Origin of the sequence: Aquabacterium sp., assembly GCF_044226965.1 — a bacterium.
GTDB lineage: Bacteria > Pseudomonadota > Gammaproteobacteria > Burkholderiales > Burkholderiaceae_C > Pseudaquabacterium.
On the sequence record NZ_JBGAGA010000078.1, the window covers coordinates 1 to 18252 of the forward strand.

General features: G+C 68.5%; 14 protein-coding genes. 10 read left to right on the forward strand and 4 right to left on the reverse strand.

Annotated features, from left to right (window positions below):
* Nucleotides 1-372: 372 nt before the first annotated feature.
* The 8 genes from ACILR4_RS24525 to ACILR4_RS24560 all read left to right on the forward strand — a co-directional run bounded on the left by ACILR4_RS24525 (nucleotide 373) and on the right by ACILR4_RS24560 (nucleotide 11273).
* Nucleotides 373-2502: a thiamine pyrophosphate-binding protein gene (locus ACILR4_RS24525; RefSeq protein WP_395703520.1), complete on the forward strand. Its 2130-nt coding sequence runs from the start codon at nucleotides 373-375 to the stop codon at nucleotides 2500-2502.
* A gap of 85 nt (nucleotides 2503-2587) precedes the next feature.
* Complete coding sequence (locus ACILR4_RS24530; RefSeq protein ID WP_395703521.1) at nucleotides 2588-3337, forward strand: SDR family oxidoreductase; 750 nt, start codon at nucleotides 2588-2590, stop codon at nucleotides 3335-3337.
* Between the two features lie 10 nt (nucleotides 3338-3347).
* Nucleotides 3348-4175: a citryl-CoA lyase gene (locus ACILR4_RS24535; RefSeq protein ID WP_395703522.1), complete on the forward strand. Its 828-nt coding sequence runs from the start codon at nucleotides 3348-3350 to the stop codon at nucleotides 4173-4175.
* Complete coding sequence (locus ACILR4_RS24540) at nucleotides 4172-4993, forward strand: hypothetical protein (protein ID WP_395703523.1); 822 nt, start codon at nucleotides 4172-4174, stop codon at nucleotides 4991-4993. Before ACILR4_RS24535 ends, ACILR4_RS24540 begins: the two co-directional genes overlap by 4 nt.
* Before the next feature lie 139 nt (nucleotides 4994-5132).
* Complete coding sequence (locus ACILR4_RS24545; RefSeq protein ID WP_395703524.1) at nucleotides 5133-7199, forward strand: TonB-dependent receptor plug domain-containing protein; 2067 nt, start codon at nucleotides 5133-5135, stop codon at nucleotides 7197-7199.
* A 428-nt stretch (nucleotides 7200-7627) separates the two neighbouring features.
* Nucleotides 7628-8452: a mechanosensitive ion channel family protein gene (locus tag ACILR4_RS24550; RefSeq protein ID WP_395703525.1), complete on the forward strand. Its 825-nt coding sequence runs from the start codon at nucleotides 7628-7630 to the stop codon at nucleotides 8450-8452.
* 126 nt (nucleotides 8453-8578) lie between these two features.
* Nucleotides 8579-9019 carry a (2Fe-2S)-binding protein gene (locus ACILR4_RS24555; RefSeq protein ID WP_395703526.1) on the forward strand — a complete coding sequence of 147 codons (441 nt, stop codon included), beginning with the start codon at nucleotides 8579-8581 and terminating at the stop codon, nucleotides 9017-9019.
* A 16-nt stretch (nucleotides 9020-9035) separates the two neighbouring features.
* Nucleotides 9036-11273, forward strand: a complete 2238-nt coding sequence (locus ACILR4_RS24560; RefSeq protein WP_395703527.1) for a molybdopterin cofactor-binding domain-containing protein — start codon at nucleotides 9036-9038, stop codon at nucleotides 11271-11273.
* A gap of 45 nt (nucleotides 11274-11318) precedes the next feature.
* On the opposite strand, the gene ACILR4_RS24565 is transcribed toward ACILR4_RS24560, so the two are convergent.
* Together ACILR4_RS24565 and ACILR4_RS24570 are read right to left on the reverse strand one after the other, a co-directional pair.
* The gene (locus ACILR4_RS24565) at nucleotides 11319-12845 is read right to left on the reverse strand and encodes a fumarate hydratase (RefSeq protein ID WP_395703528.1); all 1527 of its coding nucleotides are present in this window, start codon (nucleotides 12843-12845) and stop codon (nucleotides 11319-11321) included.
* A gap of 27 nt (nucleotides 12846-12872) precedes the next feature.
* On the reverse strand, nucleotides 12873-13487 hold the full coding sequence (locus tag ACILR4_RS24570; protein WP_395703529.1) for a TIGR00645 family protein: 615 nt from the start codon (nucleotides 13485-13487) through the stop codon (nucleotides 12873-12875).
* 170 nt (nucleotides 13488-13657) lie between these two features.
* Between ACILR4_RS24570 and acs the strand changes: the two genes are divergently transcribed.
* Nucleotides 13658-15637, forward strand: a complete 1980-nt coding sequence (gene acs / locus ACILR4_RS24575) for an acetate--CoA ligase (RefSeq protein ID WP_395703530.1) — start codon at nucleotides 13658-13660, stop codon at nucleotides 15635-15637.
* Between the two features lie 90 nt (nucleotides 15638-15727).
* Here acs and ACILR4_RS24580 read toward each other — a convergent pair whose 3' ends face one another.
* Nucleotides 15728-16036, reverse strand: coding sequence for a c-type cytochrome (locus tag ACILR4_RS24580; protein WP_395703531.1), 309 nt, complete (start codon nucleotides 16034-16036; stop codon nucleotides 15728-15730).
* Between the two features lie 130 nt (nucleotides 16037-16166).
* Between ACILR4_RS24580 and ACILR4_RS24585 the strand changes: the two genes are divergently transcribed.
* Nucleotides 16167-16454, forward strand: coding sequence for a TIGR04438 family Trp-rich protein (locus ACILR4_RS24585; protein WP_395703532.1), 288 nt, complete (start codon nucleotides 16167-16169; stop codon nucleotides 16452-16454).
* A gap of 27 nt (nucleotides 16455-16481) precedes the next feature.
* Here ACILR4_RS24585 and ilvD read toward each other — a convergent pair whose 3' ends face one another.
* A complete protein-coding gene (gene ilvD, locus ACILR4_RS24590) occupies nucleotides 16482-18164 on the reverse strand; it encodes a dihydroxy-acid dehydratase (RefSeq protein WP_395703533.1) in 1683 nt (560 codons plus the stop codon).
* Nucleotides 18165-18252: the final 88 nt, after the last annotated feature.

Sequence of the window (18252 nt, forward strand, 5' to 3'; positions counted from 1 at the left end):
CTCGACCTCACGCTGCGCAGCGCCCGCACGCGCAGCGGCTGGGAGTTCTCGGCCAGCGTGCTGAACCTGTTCGACGCCGATGCGCGCGAGCCCAGCCTGGCGCCGGGCACCAGCCTGCCGAACGACCTGCCGCTGGCGCGGCGGGGGGTGCTGCTGCAGGTCACCTATCGCCCCTGATCGCAGCGGTGGGCCGGCCCCGGATGACGCGTCCAATGGGGGTTAGACAACCCCCTTGAATGCGGGTCTTGCCGCAGTCCCCGGGTCAAGGGAATTTGGTCACTTTTCACTCCCCGATCCCAGGGGGCGGGCATCCCACGCCATCGGGGTCCACCCTATACTGCATTTGCATCGGACGCCCTCCCGCGGCCTGTCGTGAGTTCACGGCACGGCCTCGACCAACAAGCGGGCGACGGTGAATGGCAAACCGCTTGGATGTCACGAATCCAGGGGATGGCGGTATTCGGGTGGGTCGCTCGCGGCAACGCGAACGGTCGGCCTCGTGACAGGGCCGCGCCTGGCGCGCGTCCAAAGATCGGACGATCTGCAGCCCGGGCACCAGAACCCGCACCGTCCGATGTGCCGCAGTCACATTCTTCGCGTCGGCTCTGCTCACGAGCGTCGCCGCCGCATGTCTGTTCGCCAGAAGTCGTTGGGATCAAAAAAGCAGTGGAAGCCTTGAGCACGGTGCCGGCCCTGGTAGGGCCACACGCCAGCGGCGCAGAGCGTCGCCAAGATCATGACGTCGTGCGCAATGCCGCCGACCTGGTCGTTGCCTATCTCGAACAGATCGGTGTCGAACATGTGTTCGGCATCCCGGGCGGAGCGGTCGAGCCGCTGTACGACGCGCTGGCGCGCAGCGAGCGCCGGGGCGGCCTGCGACACATCCTCGCGCGTCACGAGTCCGGTGCTGCGTTCATGGCCGACGGCTATGCCCGCGAGACCGGGCGACTGGGCGTCTGCATCTCGACCTCCGGTCCGGGGGCCACCAACATGATCACTGGCGTGGCCTGCGCCTACGACAACGGCGTGCCCATGCTGGTGATCAGCGGTCAGCCTTCGCTGCCGTCGTTTGGCAAGGGTGCGCTGCAGGAGTCGGCGTGCACCGGCATCAACACGGTCGGGATGTTCCGCCACTGCACCCGCTACAACTCGCTGGTCTCGCATCCCGAGCAACTGGAGCAGAAACTGGTCAGCGCGCTGATGCACGCCTACCAGGCACCGCAGGGTCCCGCGCACCTGTCGATTCCGTTGGACGTGTTGCGCAGTCCGGTCGCGATGGGCCGCCGCGCCTACGACCTGGAAGCGCTGCTGATGCGCAAGGCCGATCTGGTCGACGAGGGCGCCGTGCTGCGCCTGGCCGACGAACTGTCGCAGGCCGGTCGGGTGGTGTTTCTGATCGGCGCCGGGGCCGGCGATGCCATCGAAGAGGTGCTGGCCCTGGCCGAGACCACTGACGCGCTGTTTGTCTGCACGCCGGATGGCAAGGGCTACGTCAATCCGCGTCACCGGCGCTACCGCGGTGTGTTCGGCTTTGGCGGCCACGCCGCGGCCGAGGAATTGCTGCGCAGCGCGCCGGATCTGGTGCTGGCCTTCGGCACCAGCCTGGGCGAGTGGAACAGCGCCGGCTGGTGCGACGCGGTGCTGAACAGCCGCATGGTGCACATCGACAGCAACGACGAGAACCTGATGCAGTCGCCGATGGCCCGCATGCATGTGCGCGGCCGGCTGAAGGCGGTGTGCGAGCGGCTGTTGACGGTGCTGCAGGCGGAGCCGCCAGCCGCGGTCCCGTTGCGGGTCGGACAGACCGATCCGGTGGCCTTCCTGCATGCCGCGGACGCCTTTGCCAGCGAAGCCTCGCCGGTCAAGCCGCAGCGCCTGATGAAGGCCCTGTCGGAACGCTGCCCGCCGTCGACGCGCTTTGTCGCAGACACTGGGAACAGCACGACCTGGGCCGTGCACTACCTGCAACCCAACGATCGCCGTCTGCTGCGCCAGGGCCTGGGCATCCGGCGCACGGCAGCCAACGAGCGGCGCTCGGGCACCGCGAGCTGGCTGCGTGTGACGATGGACTTCGCGCCCATGGGCTGGGCGATCGGGGCGGCGATCGGCATCGCCCGCGCGCGGCCGAACGGTCCTGTGGTGTGCATCACCGGCGACGGCAGTTACCTGATGAACGGGCAGGAGATCACCGTGGCCGCCGAGGAAGGTCTGCCAGTGGTGTTCGTCGTGCTCAACGACGGCGCACTGGGCATGGTCCGCCATGGCCAGCGCCTGGCCGGTGCCGAGTCGATCGGCTACGCGTTGCCAGGCGTCGATTTCCGCCGCATGGCCGAGGCGATGGGCATTCCGGGACACCGCATCACATCGCCCGCAGAGCTCGAAGCGCTGGACTTCGAGGCCATGCTGGCCCGCCAGGGGCCGACCTTGCTGGACGTGTGCGTCGATCCCGACGAGGTGCCGCCCATGAGCGTGCGCATGCGCGCGCTGCGGCCCGCGGGCTGACGCCAGCGCGACCCGGCCTTCTCCTTCGCAGGGCGACCTGCGCGCCCGCGATCCGAATTTCCCTTTCCACTTCTCTGGAGTTGTCATGAAACGACTGGCTGGCAAGACCGCCCTGATCACCGGCGGCAACAGCGGCATCGGCCTCGCAACGGCGAAGCTGTTTCTCGAACACGGTGCGCACCTGATCATCACCGGGCGCGACGAGGCCAGCCTGGCGCAGGCCCGGCACGATCTTGGCGAACAGGTCATCGCCCTGCGCAGCGACGCCGGCAGCGTGCCGGCGATCGAGGCGTTGATGGCCGATGTCGGCCAGCGCTGCGGCCAGGTCGACGTGCTGCTGGTGAATGCCGGCATCGCGTCGGCCGTGCCGTTCGAGCAGGTGGGCGAGGCGCAATTCGACGAGATGTTGTCGGTCAACCTCAAGGGTGCGTTCTTCACGATCCAGAAGGCACTGCCATTGCTGCGGCCCGGCGCGTCGATCATCGTGACGACCTCGATCGCCAACCAGCTGGGCACGCCGCTGATGAGCGTCTACGGCGCGACCAAGGCCGCGCTGCGGTCGCTGGTCCAGACGCTGGCACTGGAGCTGGCCGGTCGCGGCATTCGCATCAACGCCGTCAGCCCGGGTCCGATCGCGACGCCGATGTTCGGCCGCTTCGGCCTGCCGCCGGAGGTCGCGCAGGCCGTGCAGGCGCAGATGACAGCCAAGTCGCCGATGCAGCGCTTTGGTCGCCCCGACGAGGTGGCCCGCGTGGCACTGTTCCTGGCCAGCGACGATTCTTCGTACGTGCTGGGCGAGGAGATCGTGGTCGACGGCGGCATGAGCCTGTTGTGAGGGGCGGGCAATGAGCGGACCCTCACAACCCATCCATACCCGCATCTGGCGCGAGGAGCCCGAGGCCGTCAACCCGTTCTCAGCGCGGGCCGCGTACTGCCACGGTTATGACGTGTTCGGCGAACTCGTGGGCCGCGCCAGCTGGATCGAGATGCTGTACCTGCTGTTGCGTGGGCAGGCGCCCTCGGCGACGCAGGCCGCGCTGCTGGAGGCGCTGGCCGTGGCGCTGGCCAACCCCGGCCCGCGCGAGGCCTCGGTACATGCCGCGATGTGTGGCGGCGTCTGCGGCTCCAATGCGGCAGCCAGCTTGATCGCGGCGCTGGGCGTCGGGGCCGGTCAGCAGGGCGGGGCGCGCGAAGTGCTGCACGCGATGCAGGGCTGGGCGGCCAGCGATCTGCGCGGCGACCGTTGGTCGGCCTGGCTGGCTGAGCGTCGCGAGGCGACGCTGCCGGTCTCGACCTGGCCTGCCACTTCGCACGCACCGGGCTTCGACCCGCACGGTGCGACCACGCCGACGCCGGTGCGCCAGTTGCTGGACCACCTGGCCGCCGGCAGCCCAGGCGCCGTGCTGGGCTGGCTGCGCGAGCATCGGATTGCGCTGGAAGACATCGCGCAGGCCCCGCTGGCCTTCACCGGCGTGGCCGCGGCGGCCTTCTGCGATCTGGGTTTCACGCCCGAGCAAGGCGAGATGCTGTACCTGCTGCTGCGCCTGCCGGGTGCCGCGGCGCATGCACTGGAGCAGGCCGACTACGGCCACAAGCGATTCCCGTTCTACGCCAACGAAATCGAGAACGACCCTGGCGTGCGAACGCCGATCGACATGGAGCTGAGCGCATGAGATCCCTGAAGAGCGGCCCGCAGCGGCTGCGTGACGCCGTGGGCCGCGTGCGCAGCAGCGGCGGCTTCATTCCTGGCGAGCGGGCGGTGTTCCGCGGGCAGGATCTGCATGCTGATCTGGCGGATCTGGACTGGATGGAGCTTTACGTCCATGGCATCACCGGCCGGCGCTATTCGCCTGCGCAGGTGAGGTTGCTGCATGCGATCTGGGCCTACACCAGCTTCCCCGATCCGCGCCTTTGGAACAACCGCGAGGCGGCCCTGGCCGGCAGCACCCGCTCGACGGGCGCGCTGGGCCTGTCGGCGGCGCTCGCGGTATCGGAGGCCGGCATCTACGGCAGCGGCATCCTGACGAAGTCGATCGACTTCTTCCTGCGGGCCGGGCAGCACGTCGCCGGTGGTGTGCCGCTGGATACCTGCGTTGCAGACGAGATCGAGCGCCTGCGGGGTGTGCCGGGCTACGGCCGTCCGTTGACCTCGGTGGACGAGCGCATGCCGCCGATGATGGCGTTGCTGCGCGAACTGAAGTTCGACCAACTGCCCCACCTGCAACTGGCGCTGGCGGTCGAAGCGCTGCCGCGCATGAAGCGCTACCGGCTCAAGCTCAACTACGGTGGCATGAGCGCTGCGATCTGCGCCGATCTGGGCATGACACGCGAGCAGTACACCCTGTTCCTGTTCCCGTGCTTTTTGGCAGGCATGGTGCCCTGCTACGCGGAGGCCGCGCAGCGGCCGGCCGGGACGCTGTTCCCGGTGGCCTGCAGCGATGTCGCGTACGAGGGACAGTCGACGAGATCCTGGGACGAGCGCGCCCGTTGACGCGCTGCGCGCGTTGACCGCGCGAAACCCCTGTGACAGGATGCGCGCCACCTCGGCAGTAACAGGGGACATGGTGCGGACTCAGTGCGGCGCAGCGCAGCGAAGGTGGTGGTGGGGCGGCGGGCTCCTCTTGGTGGCGATGGCGGCCCAGGCCGCGCCAAACGCGCCGCCGGCAAACGGCGACGAAGAAGACCTGGCCCAGGCCTATGGCGACAAGAGCTTCGTGACCATCGCCACCGGTTCGCGTACCTCGCTCTCGCGTGCGCCGGCGGTGGCCACCGTCATCACCGCGGCCGACATCCAGGCCACCGGCGCGACCGACCTGGACGACGTGCTGCAGGCCGTGCCGGGCCTGACGGTGACCCACCTGCTGCCCTACGACAACAAGCCGATCTACATCATTCGCGGCATCGCCACGCAGTACAACCAGCAGGTGCTGATGCTGGTCAACGGCGTGCCGATCACCAGCATCTACCTCGGCAACCGGGGCGATGTGTGGGGCGGCATGCCGGTGGAGAACATCGCGCGCATCGAGGTGATCCGCGGCCCGGGCTCGGCGCTGTACGGCGCCGATGCGTTCTCGGGCGTGATCAACATCGTCACGAAGAACGCCGCCGATGTGGCGGGCCTTCAACTGGGCGGTCGCGTCGGCTCGTTCCAGAGTGCGGATGGCTGGTTCCACTACGGCGGCCGGGTCGGCGACTTCGAGGTCGCCGCGTACCTGGGCGTCGGCCGTACCGACGGGCACAAGCGCACCATCGAGGCCGATGCACAGACGGCCACCGACGCGATCTTCGGCACCCATGCATCGCATGCCCCGGGACCCCCGAGCCTGGGGCGCAAGGGGCTGGATGCGGCGCTGGATGTGGCCCGCGGCGACTGGCGCCTGCGCCTGGGCTACAAGCAGCGCGACGACGTGGGCAGCGGATCCGGCGTGGCCGGTGCGCTCGACCCGACCGGCCGCAGCCAGACCGAGCGTTTCACGGCCGACCTCACCTACGAATCGCGCGCGCTGGCGCGCGACTGGCAGGTCACGGGGCAGGCCAGCTACTTCGACATGCACACCGCGTCGCAGCTGGTGCTGCTGCCGCCGGGCACGGTGTTGCTCGGGCCCTTCCCGGATGGCATGCAAGGCGATCCCGAGAAGTGGGAGCGCCATGTGCGCGTCACGGTGGCGGGCGTGTACACCGGCATCCGCGACCACCGGCTGCGGCTGGGGGCGGGGCTGGCCTCGGAAGAGGTCTACCGCGTGCGCGAGTCGAAGAACTTCACCTTCGTCTACGTGCCGGGCATCGGCAACATCCCGGCGCCGCTCGGGGAGATGGTGGACGTCTCCGGCACCACCCCGTTCATGAACCCGCATGAGCGCACCCTGGCGCATGTGTACCTGCAGGACGAATGGCAGCTCGCGCGCGACTGGGCGCTGACCGCGGGCCTGCGGCACGACCGCTACTCCGACTTCGGCTCCACCACCAACCCGCGCCTGGCGCTGGTGTGGGACGTGGCCTACAACGTCACCGCCAAGCTGCTGTATGGCCGCGCCTTTCGGGCGCCATCATTTGTCGAGCTGTACGCCATCAACAACCCAGTGACGCTGGGCAATCTGGACCTGCGGCCCGAGCGCATCGAAACCACCGAGGCAGCGCTGGCCTGGCAACCGGCCGGCAACTGGAGCCTGGCGCTGAACGTGTTCCGCTACCAGATGCGCGACATCCTGCGCCAGGTGCCGAACGCGGACCCGACCACCGGCTCCACCTCCAGCAACAGCGGGCGTCAGGTGGGCCGGGGCCTGGAGCTCGAAGCGCAGTGGGATGCCACGCGCGACATCCGCCTGGCCGCTCACTATGGCGGTCAGCGATCGACGGACAAGGCCACCGGGCTCGACGCGGGCATCGCGCCGCACCAGCACCTCTATCTGCGCGGCGACTGGCGCTTCCAGCCGGGCTGGGTGGCCAACCTGCAGCTCAACCACGTGGCCGATCGGCGCCGCGAGCCGGGCGATGCGCGTCCGCCGGTGGCCGACTACACGCTGGTCGACCTCACCGTGCGCACGCAGGGTGGGCGCAGCGGCTGGGACTTCGCGGCGTCGGTGCGCAACCTGTTCAACCGGGACGCGCGCGACCCCAGCTTCGCGCCCGGCCAGCTGCCGTTCGACTTTCCGCTGCCGGGGCGCTCGGTCTTCCTGCAGGCCAGCTACCGCCTGTAGATCCCGCGGGTCAGCGTGCTAACCTGCCCCGCCGTCGGCCGCGGGGCCGGCGGGGTCTTTGCCCCCTGTTGCTGTCGATCGGATGAGCGGATTGCCGAACTTGCTGCCCCCCTGGATGGAGCCGCTGCTCAAGCCCACCGTGCTGGTGGAGCTGGCGGTGATCGGATTGGCGCTTCTGCTGGCCTGGGGCCTGGTGTCGCTGCTGCGCAAGAGCCGGCTGGCCGACGCGACGCAGGCCGAGGCCGGGCCCGGTTCGGGCCACATCCTGCTCGGCGACCGCGGTTTCGACGGCGTGCTGTTCCCGCTGCTGGCGCTGGGCCTGGCCGCGATCGCGCGCTGGGTGCTCAAGGGCCTGGTGCCGCTGGCCTTGCTGAAGCTGGCCCTGCCGGTGCTGGCCAGCCTGGCCATCATCCGCATCTTTGGCCGGCATGGAGGACGTGCACTGGAAGATCGCCGGCAGCGAGGTGACGCTGCGCGGCCTGTTCGAAGGCACCTTGAGCGCTGCCGTGGTGCTGGTGCTCGTGCTGTGGCTGTCGGCCACCATCGAGGCGCGGCTGCTGGCGGCGCGTTCGGTGAACATGTCGGTGCGCAAGATCGCGGCCAACGCCACGCGTGCCGGGCTGCTGCTGGTGGGGGTGCTGATCGCGCTGTCGGTGGCCGGCATCCCGCTGGGGGCGCTGTCGGTCATCGGCGGCGCGGTGGGCGTGGGCATCGGCTTCGGGCTGCAGAAGCTGGCGGCCAACTATGTCTCGGGCTTCGTGATCCTCGCCGAGCGTTCGCTGCGCATCGGCGACACGGTGAAGGTCGACAACTTCGAGGGTCGCATCACCGATATCACCACCCGCTATACCGTGATCAGAGCGGCCAACGGCCGCGAGTCGATCGTGCCGAACGAGATGCTGATCACGCAGCGGGTCGAGAACTACTCGTTCGCCGACCCCAACGTGGCGCTGTCCACCACGGTGCAGGTGGCCTACGGCACCGACCTCGCGGCGCTTTTCCCGCAGCTGGCCGCGGCCGTCGCGGCGGTGCCGCGTGTGCTGGCCGAGCCGGCGCCGTCGGTGCAGCTGAGCAACTTCGCCAGCGACGGCATGGACCTGACGATCGCGTTCTGGATCGCGGACCTGCACAACGGCCAGGGCAACGTGCGCAGCGACGTGAACCTGGCGCTGCTGGCCACGCTGAACCGCCTGGGGGTGGAAATCCCGTTCCCGCAGCGCGTGGTGCGCAGCCTGGGGCCGGCCGCGGATTGATCGGGGCTCAAGAGCCGGCTACAAAGCGTTGCCCCTGCTACCGGCCGCCTTCAGCGAAGCTTAAGAATCGGCGCAAACGATCCCTCCGGTGCCAATTGTCGGCACGTCAAGGAGACGAGGGACGTCATGCCCAGCTATACCCTGAACGTCAATGGAACGGCCCGTACGGTCACCGTCAACAGCGCGGAGATGCCGCTGTTGTGGGTGCTGCGCGATCTGCTCGGCCTGACCGGCACCAAGTACGGTTGCGGCATCGAGGTCTGCGGTGCCTGCACGGTGCTGGTGAACGGCGAGCCGCAGAAGTCCTGCGACATGGATGTGTCGTCGGCCGTCGGCAAGCGCATCACCACGATCGAAGGCCTGTCGCCTGACCGCAGCCATCCGGCCCAGAAGGCCTGGATCGCCAACCAGGTGCCGCAGTGCGGCTACTGCCAGTCCGGCATGCTGATGGCCGTGGCCGGGGCGATGAACGCCGGCCATCGCGGCAGCGAGATCGCCAACGAGATCAGCAACGTCTGCGTGTGCGGCACCTACCAGCGCATCAAGCAGGCCTGCGCCGGGCTGTGACGAGAGGGGGCACACGATGAGCATCGACACACCCCTGCTGCCGCGCCGCGCCTTCCTGGGCGCCGGCGCCGGCCTGACGCTGGCCGTGCTGCTGCCCGCCGCGAGCCGACTGGAAGCGGCCGCCGGCACCAGCAGCGCCGTGACCAGCTGGCTCACGATCGGCAGCGACGAGAGCATCCGCCTGACCATCGGTTCTTCGGACATGGGCCAGGGCTCCTTCCAGGGCCTGGCCCAGGTGCTGTGCGAAGACCTGATGGTGGACCCCGCGCGGGTGCAGCTGGTGCAAGGCGGCCCGACGATGGCCAACCCGGCCCCGATCGGCACCGCGATCAATACCGTCGGCTCCGGCGTCACGCGCAACAACTTCTGGAAGCTGCGCGACGCCGGTGCGATCGCCCGCGAGCTGCTGGTGGCCGCGGCGATGGCGCAGATCGGCGATGGCGCGCGCGCGAACTACAGCGTCAGCAACGGCACGATCCGCCATGTCCCGAGCGGCGCCACCCGCAGCTATGGCCAGGTGGCGGCCGCGGCGGCGCTGCTGCCACCGCCGGCCTCGGCGCCGCTGGTGCCGGACACCCAGTTCGCCTGCATCGGCAAGACCTTCCAGCGCCAGGACATTCCGTTCAAGGTGGACGGCAGTGCGGTCTATGGCCTGGACGTGCGGGTGCCCAACATGCTGTACGCGGTGATCCGCCATTGCCCGGCGATGGGCGGCACCCTGGCGGCGACGCCGGCGGTGCCGGCCGGCATGGTGGCCGTGGTGCCCACGCAGGTGAAGAGCGGCACCAACCGGGGGCTGGAAGCGGTGGGCAACGTCAATGCGGTGGCGGTGGTCGGCACCAACACCTGGGACGCCTGGCAGGCCGCCAGGCGATTGAGCCTGAAGTGGACCCTGCCGGCCAATGCGGCGGCGCTGAACAGCGCGCAGTTCGTCGCCGATGCGCAGGCGCTGATGACGCAGGCCACGCCCTATGTGGCCGGCGGCGCCAACCCGCCGGGCACGCTGTACACGGTGGAGCGCAGCACCGGCGACGCCAACGATGCGATCGCGCGCGCCGCGAAGGTGGTCGACGCCACCTACCAGCTGCCCTACGTGGCCCATGCCTGCATGGAGGTGCTGAACTGCACGGTGGACTACGTCGCCGGCCAGCGCTGCGAAGTCTGGGCGCCGACGCAGTCGGCCAAGTCGGCGCTGAGCCTGGTGCTCACGCTGACCGGGCTCACGGCCGACAAGGTCGTCGTTCACACCACGTACCTGGGCGGCGGTCTCGGGCGCAAGGCCGAGCTGGACTTCATCAGCCAGGCGGTGCAGGTGGCGATGGCGCTGCAGCGCCCGGTGAAGCTGATGTGGCCGCGCGAAGAAGACTTCACGCACGACCAGTACCGACCGATGGCGCTGGTGCACGCGCGCGCCGGCATCGACAGCAGCGGCTACGTGGCCGGCTGGACCTACCGCAACGTGTCGCCCTCGATCCTGGCGCAGCGCGGCGTGGTGCTGGGCGCCACCGGCGACAGCCAGGGCTACGAGGGCTCGCAGGCCCTGCCGTACAACTTCGGCGCGCGGCTCACCGAGTACGTGACGCATCCGTCGCCGATCCCGGTGGGTTTCTGGCGGTCGGTCGGCGCTTCGATCAACACCTTCGCGGTGGAATCGATGATCGACGAGCTGGCCGCCGCGGCCGGACAGGACCCGTACCAGTACCGGCTGGCGCGCCTGACCGACCCGCGCTGGCTCGCGGTGCTCACCGCCGCGGCCACGCTGGGCGGCTGGAGTGCGCCGCTGGCACGCAACACGGCGCGCGGCATTGCCATCGGCACCGCGTTCAACTCCATCGTGGCCGAGGTGGTGGAAGTCTCGAAGACGAGCACCGGCCAGGTCAGGGTCAACAAGGTGGCCGTGGCGATTGACTGCTATCTCGCCGTCAGCCCGGGCCAGGTGGAGGCGCAGATCGTCGGCGGCGTGGTGCACGCGATGAACGCGGCGCTGTATGGCCGCCAGACCTTCAGCAACGGCGCGGCGCAGGTGAAGAACTTCAACAACAGCCGGATGATCCGCCTGAACGAGATGCCGGCGGTGAAGGTCACGATCATGCCGCCGCCGGCCGCGGCCGACCGGGCGGTGCCGCTCGGCGGCGTGGGTGAGTTGGGCGTCCCCACCTTCGCGCCGGCGCTGGCCAATGCCTGGGCCCGGCTGACCGGCCAGCGCGTGCGCAGCCTGCCGTTCTACCCGAACGCGACGATGGGCGACGGCTGAAGCGAAGGCGCGCCCGGCTGCGGCCGGGCGCCTGCAGCGCTGGCTTCAGGCCACCGCGACCGGAATCTTGCCGATCTTGGCCTGCCACTCCTGCGGCCCGGTGGTGTGCACGCTGGTGCCGTGCGAATCCACCGCCACGGTCACCGGCATGTCCTTCACGTCGAACTCGTAGATCGCTTCCATGCCGAGGTCGGCAAAGCCCAGCACCTTGGCGCTCTTGATCGCCTTGGCCACTAGGTAGGCGGCGCCGCCCACCGCCATCAGGTAGGCCACCTTGTGCTTGCGGATGGCGTCGATCGCGACGGGACCACGCTCGCTCTTGCCGATCATCGAGATCAGGCCGGTCTGGGCCAGCATCATCTCGGTGAACTTGTCCATGCGCGTGGCGGTGGTCGGGCCGGCCGGGCCGACGACTTCGTCGCGCACCGGGTCGACCGGGCCGACGTAGTAGATGACGCGGTTGGTGAAGTCCACCGGCAGCGGCTCGCCCTTGGCGAGCATGTCCTGGATGCGCTTGTGCGCGGCATCGCGGCCGGTGAGCATCTTGCCGCTCAGCAGCAGGGTTTCGCCCGGCTTCCAGCTGGCCACTTCCTCGCGCGTCAGCGTGTCGAGGTTGACGCTGCGGCTCTTGTTGTAGTCCGGTGCCCACTTCACGTCGGGCCACAGGTCCAGGCTTGGCGGGTCGATGTAGGCCGGGCCCGAGCCGTCGAGCACGAAGTGCGCATGGCGCGTGGCCGCGCAGTTCGGGATCATCGCGATCGGCTTGCTCGCGGCGTGGGTCGGGTAGGTCTTGATCTTCACGTCCAGCACCGTGGTCAGGCCGCCCAGGCCCTGCGCGCCGATGCCCAGCGCATTGACCTTCTCGTACAGCTCGATGCGCAGTTCCTCGAGCTTGTTCGAGGGGCCGCGCTGCAGCAGCTCGTACATGTCGATGTCGTCCATCAACGCTTCCTTGGCCAGCAGCACGGCCTTCTCGGCGGTGCCGCCGACGCCGATGCCCAGCATGCCGGGCGGGCACCAGCCGGCGCCCATGGTCGGCACCGTCTTGAGCACCCAGTCGACGATGGAATCGCTGGGGTTGAGCATCTGCATCTTGCTCTTGTTCTCGCTGCCGCCGCCCTTGGCCGCGACCGTCACGTCCACCGTGTTGCCCGGCACCAGTTCCATGTGCACCACGGCCGGCGTGTTGTCCTTGGTGTTCTTGCGCTCGAAGATCGGGTCGGCCAGCACCGAGGCGCGCAGCACGTTGTCGGGGTTCAGGTAGCCCTGGCGCACGCCGGCGTTCACCGCGTCGGTGATCGAGCCGGTGAAGCCCTCCCACTTCACGTCCATGCCGATCTTCAGGAACACGTTGACGATGCCGGTGTCCTGGCAGATCGGGCGCTTGCCCTCGGCGCACATCTTCGAGTTGGTGAGGATCTGCGCGATGGCGTCCTTCGCGGCCGGGCTCTGCTCGCGCTCGTACGCGCGGGCCAGGTGGGCGATGAAGTCGGCCGGGTGGTAGTAGCTGATGTACTGCAATGCGGCGGCAACGCTGTCGATCAGATCGGCCTGGCGGATGGTGGTGCTCATGACGGACTTTCGGGGCGGGCGGGAGGTTCAGTGCTTGCCGTTGTGGCCGGCACCGAGGATGCGGTCGGCCGCGGCAATGGCCATGGCCGAGAGCAGGAAGGCAAGGTGGATGATGGTCTGCCACATCAGCGTCTTGTCGCTGAGGTTGGGCGCGTTGATGAAGGTCTTCAGCAGGTGGATCGAGCTGATGCCGATGATGGCCGTGCCGAGCTTGACCTTCAGCACCGAAGCGTTCACGTGGCTCAGCCATTCGGGCTGGTCCGGGTGGCCTTCGAGGTCGAGCCGCGAGACGAAGGTCTCGTAGCCGCCGACGATCACCATGATCAGCAGGTTGCTGATCATCACCACGTCGATCAGGCCCAGCACCACGAGCATGATCACCGTCTCGTTCAGCACGATCGGGTGGCCCGCGGTGGGCACGTAGCCGGCGCTCTTGATCAGCGCGTCCAGCGCGGCATCGTTGCCGAAGGCGGCCTCGACCAGGTGGAACAGCTCGACCCAGAAGTGAAAGACGTAGACGCCCTGGGCCACGATGAGCCCCAGGTACAGCGGCAGCTGCAGCCAGCGGCTCATGAAAATCAGGTTGGGCAGCGGGCGCAGGCGCGGCACTGCAGCAGCGGGCTTCTTCGAGTCGGCGGCCATCGGCAAGGTGTCAATACGGGACGCGCTGGATTCTAGGTGGCGTCCGTGCGACCATCGTTGACGTTCGAGAGCGTCGGGCCGCGACCACAAGCAAGGGCGAGTAAGGGGTTCGTAAGAGCCCCTGGATAGGGTCGCGACTGTCGTTTTTGCCACCTTGCCGGAGACAAGCAATGAGCGCAGCAGAAGGTTCCCACGAAGTGAAGGTCTACAACCCACCGGCTGCCGCCGTGCAGGGTGCCCACGTGTCCGGCATGGCCGCATACGAAGCGCTGGTAAAGGAGGCCGCCGCCGATCACCAGGCCTACTGGAGCCGCCTGGCGCGCGAGCTGCTGAGCTGGAAGACGCCCTTCACCAAGGCGCTCAACGATGGCGAGGCGCCGTTCTACAAGTGGTTCGAGGACGGCACGCTGAACGTCTCGTACAACTGCCTGGACCGCCATGTCGAGCAGGGTCGCGGCGACAAGGTGGCCATCATCTTCGAGGCCGACGATGGCAAGGTCACCCGCGCCACCTACCGCGACCTGCTGACGCGCACCTGCCAGATGGCCAATGCGCTGAAGGCGCGCGGCGTGAAGAAGGGCGACCGTGTCGTCATCTACATGTCGATGAGCATCGAGGGCGTGGTCGCGATGCAGGCCTGCGCGCGCATTGGCGCCACGCATTCGGTGGTGTTCGGCGGCTTCTCGGCGCAGAGCCTGCGCGACCGGGTGCAGGACGCCGGCGCGGTGATGGTGATCACCGCCGACGAGCAGCTGCGCGGCGGCAAGCAGCTGCCGCTGAAGGCCATCGTGGACGAAGCCGTGGCGCTGGGTGGCTGCGAGAGCCTGAAGAGCGTGATCGTCTACCAGCGCACCGGCGGGCAGATCGCCTGGGACGCCAGCCGCGACGTCTGGCTGCACGATGCGCTCGCCGGCCAGCCGACCACCTGCGAGCCCGAGTGGGTGGGCGCGGAGCATCCGCTGTTCCTGCTGTACACCTCGGGCTCCACCGGCAAGCCCAAGGGCGTGCAACATTCCACCGGCGGCTACCTGCTGCATGCTGCGCTGACGACCAAGTGGACCTTCGACCTGAAGCCCGAGGATGTGTTCTGGTGCACGGCCGACATCGGCTGGGTCACCGGCCACACCTACATCACCTACGGCCCGCTGGCGCTGGGCGGCACCGAGATCGTGTTCGAAGGCGTGCCGACCTACCCGGACGCCGGTCGCTTCTGGAAGATGATCCAGGACCACAAGGTCAGCATCTTCTACACCGCGCCGACGGCGATCCGCTCGCTGATCAAGGCGGCCGAGACCCATGCCGCGGTGCACCCGCGCAACTACAAGCTCGACAGCCTGCGCATCCTGGGCTCGGTGGGCGAGCCGATCAACCCGGCGGCCTGGGAGTGGTACCACGCGAACGTCGGCGGCGGCCGCTGCCCGATCGTCGACACCTTCTGGCAGACCGAGACGGGCGGCCACATGATCACGCCGCTGCCGGGCGCCACGCCGCTGGTGCCGGGTTCGTGCACCTTGCCGTTCCCCGGCATCGATGCCGCGGTGGTCGATGAAACCGGCAACGAGGTGCCGAACGGGCAGGGCGGCATCCTGGTCGTGCGCAAGCCCTGGCCCAGCATGATCCGCACCATCTGGGGCGACCCCGAGCGCTTCAAGAAGAGCTACTACCCGCCGGAGCTGAAGGGCTACTACCTGGCCGGCGACGGCGCGATCCGCGACGCGAAGACCGGCTACTTCACGATCACCGGCCGCATCGACGACGTGCTGAACGTCTCCGGCCACCGCATGGGCACGATGGAGATCGAATCGGCGCTGGTCTCCCACACCGAGCTGGTGGCCGAGGCCGCGGTGGTGGGCCGGCCCGACGACACCACCGGCGAGGCCATCTGTGCCTTCGTCGTGCTCAAGCGCTCGCGCCCCACGGGCGAGGAAGCCAAGAAGATCGCCAAGGAGCTGCGTGACTGGGTCGGCAAGGAGATCGGCCCGATCGCCAAGCCCAAGGACATCCGCTTCGGCGACAACCTGCCCAAGACCCGCTCCGGCAAGATCATGCGCCGGCTGCTGCGCTCCATTGCCAAGGGTGAGCAGATCACGCAGGACACCTCGACGCTGGAGAACCCGGCCATCCTGGCTCAGCTGGCCGAGAACAACTGACCGGGTCTGTCGTGCTCCGCGGCTTTCGGGCCGCGGGCCCATGAAAAAAGCCCCGCACTGCGGGGCTTTTTCGTGGGCGACTGCCGGGGCTTACTTGATCGTCAGCACCCAGGTGGCCAGCTGCTTGGCTTCGTCGGCATTGACGATGGTGTTCGGCGGCATCGGCACAGCGCCCCAGACGCCCGAGCCACCCTTCTGGATCTTCTCGGCCAGCTTGGCAACGGCGTCCTTCTGGCCGGCGTACTTGGCCGCGACGTCCTTGTAGGCCGGGCCGACGATCTTCTTGTCGAGCGCATGGCAGGCCATGCAGTTCTTCTTCTGTGCGAGTTCGGCATTGGCGAAGGCCGGACCGGCGATCACGGCACACAACGCGACGACAAGGGCAGGAGCTTTCTTCATGGGGTCCTTTCTGGGCGAGGCCAAGCGGCCGCTGGCTGGAGTAAAGTGGTTTGCTTTCAACGGATTCTAGTGGCCCAGGTTGACGCGGCGCTGGCGCGGCAGGGCTTCGGACGGGAAGGGACGGGTTCCGATGTGGTTCGTGGTGCTGGGCTGCCTGCTGTCGCTGCTGAAGCTGGCGGGGCTGACGCGCGTGGCCGATTGGGGCTGGCTGTGGGTGCTGTCGCCGTTCGCCGTCGCGGCAATCTGGTGGTTGATCGCGGACGCCATCGGCCTGACCAAGCAGCGCGAGGCCGACAAGGAGCGCGAACGTGTCGCCGCGCGCCGTGAACGCCACCTCGAAAACATGGGCCTGAGCTTCAAGAACAAGCGCCGTGGCAGCACGCCGGGCAAGCCCCGCGTGCCGACCGACGAACGCTAAGGCCCCGGCCGCCTGGCGGCCGCCGCACTACTCGAACTTGTCCAGCACTGCGCCGAAGCTCGCGCTCGAAGCGTTCTTCGCGAACTTCGCCAGCACGCCGCGGGTGTAGCGCGGGCCGGGTTGCTGCCAGGCGGCACGGCGGCGCGCGAGTTCGGCATCGTCCACATTCAGCTGCAACAGCAGCCTGTGGGCGTCGATCGTGATCGAGTCGCCCTCGTGCACCAACGCGATCGTGCCGCCTTCGTAGGCTTCGGGCGACACGTGGCCGACCACCATGCCCCAGGTGCCGCCGGAGAAGCGGCCATCGGTGATGAGGCCCACCGATTCGCCCAGCCCCTGGCCGATGAGTGCGCCGGTGGGGGCCAGCATCTCGGGCATGCCCGGACCGCCCTTGGGTCCGAGGTAGCGCAGCACCATCACGTCGCCTGCCTTGATCTTCCCGGCCATGATGGCGGCCAGCGCCGACTGCTCGTCATCGAACACGCGCGCCGGCCCGGTGATCACCGGGTTCTTCAGGCCCGTGATCTTGGCCACACAGCCTTCGGTGGCCAGGTTGCCGCGCAGGATGGCCAGGTGGCCCTCGGCATACATCGGGTTGTCGATCGTGCGGATCACGTCCTGGTCGGCGCGCGGCGTGTCCGGCACATCGGCCAGGTTTTCGGCCACCGTCTTGCCGGTCATCGTCATGCAGTCGCCGTGCAGCAGGCCGGCCTTCAGCAGGATCTTCATCACCTGCGGAATGCCGCCGGCGCGGTGCAGGTCGATCGCGAGGTACTTGCCGCTGGGCTTCAGGTCACACAGCACCGGGATCTTCTTGCGCATGCGCTCGAAGTCGTCGATCGTCCATTCGACCTCGGCCGCATGGGCGATGGCCAGGAAGTGCAGCACCGCGTTGGTGGAGCCGCCGGTGGCCATGATCACCGCCACGGCGTTCTCGATCGCCTTCTTCGTGACGATGTCGCGCGGCTTCAGGTCCTTCTTGACGGCCTCGACCAGCGCCGCGGCGGCCTGCTTCACCGTCTCGACGATCTCGTCCTCGACGTTGGCCTGGGTGGAGGCATAGGGCAGGCTCATGCCCAGCGCCTCGAAGGCCGAGCTCATCGTGTTGGCGGTGTACATGCCGCCGCAGGAGCCGCTGCCGGGAATGGCGCGGCGCTCGATCTGGCAGAAGTCTTCCTCGCTCATCTTGCCGGCCGAGAACTGGCCGACCGCCTCGAAGACGCTGACGATGTTCAGGTCCTGGCCCTTGTACCTGCCCGGCAGGATGGTGCCGCCATAGACATAGAGGGCCGGCACGTTCGCGCGCAGCATGCCCATCATGCCGCCGGGCATGTTCTTGTCGCACCCGCCGATCACCAGCACGCCGTCCATCCACTGGCCGCCGACGCAGGTTTCCACGCAATCGGAAATCACCTCGCGCGAGACCAGGCTGTACTTCATGCCTTCGGTGCCCATGGCCATGCCGTCGCTGATGGTGGGCGTGCCGAAGATCTGCGGGTTGGCGCCGGCCGCCTTCAGGCCTTCCACCGCGGCGTCGGCCAGTCGCTGCAGGCCGGAGTTGCACGGCGTGATCGTGGAGTGCCCGTTGGCCACGCCGATCATCGGCTTGCCGAAGTCCCCTTCGGTGTAGCCCATGCCGTAGTACATCGAGCGGTTCGGCGCGCGGGCCACGCCTTCGGTGATGTTCTTCGAGCGGCGGTTGTAGGCCATGTCGGTCTCCTTGCAAGGGTCGTTCAGCGGGGGAGGCGGCAGTATCGGTGGCGCCCTGGGCCGCCGTCCAATATATTTATCGCCTTCT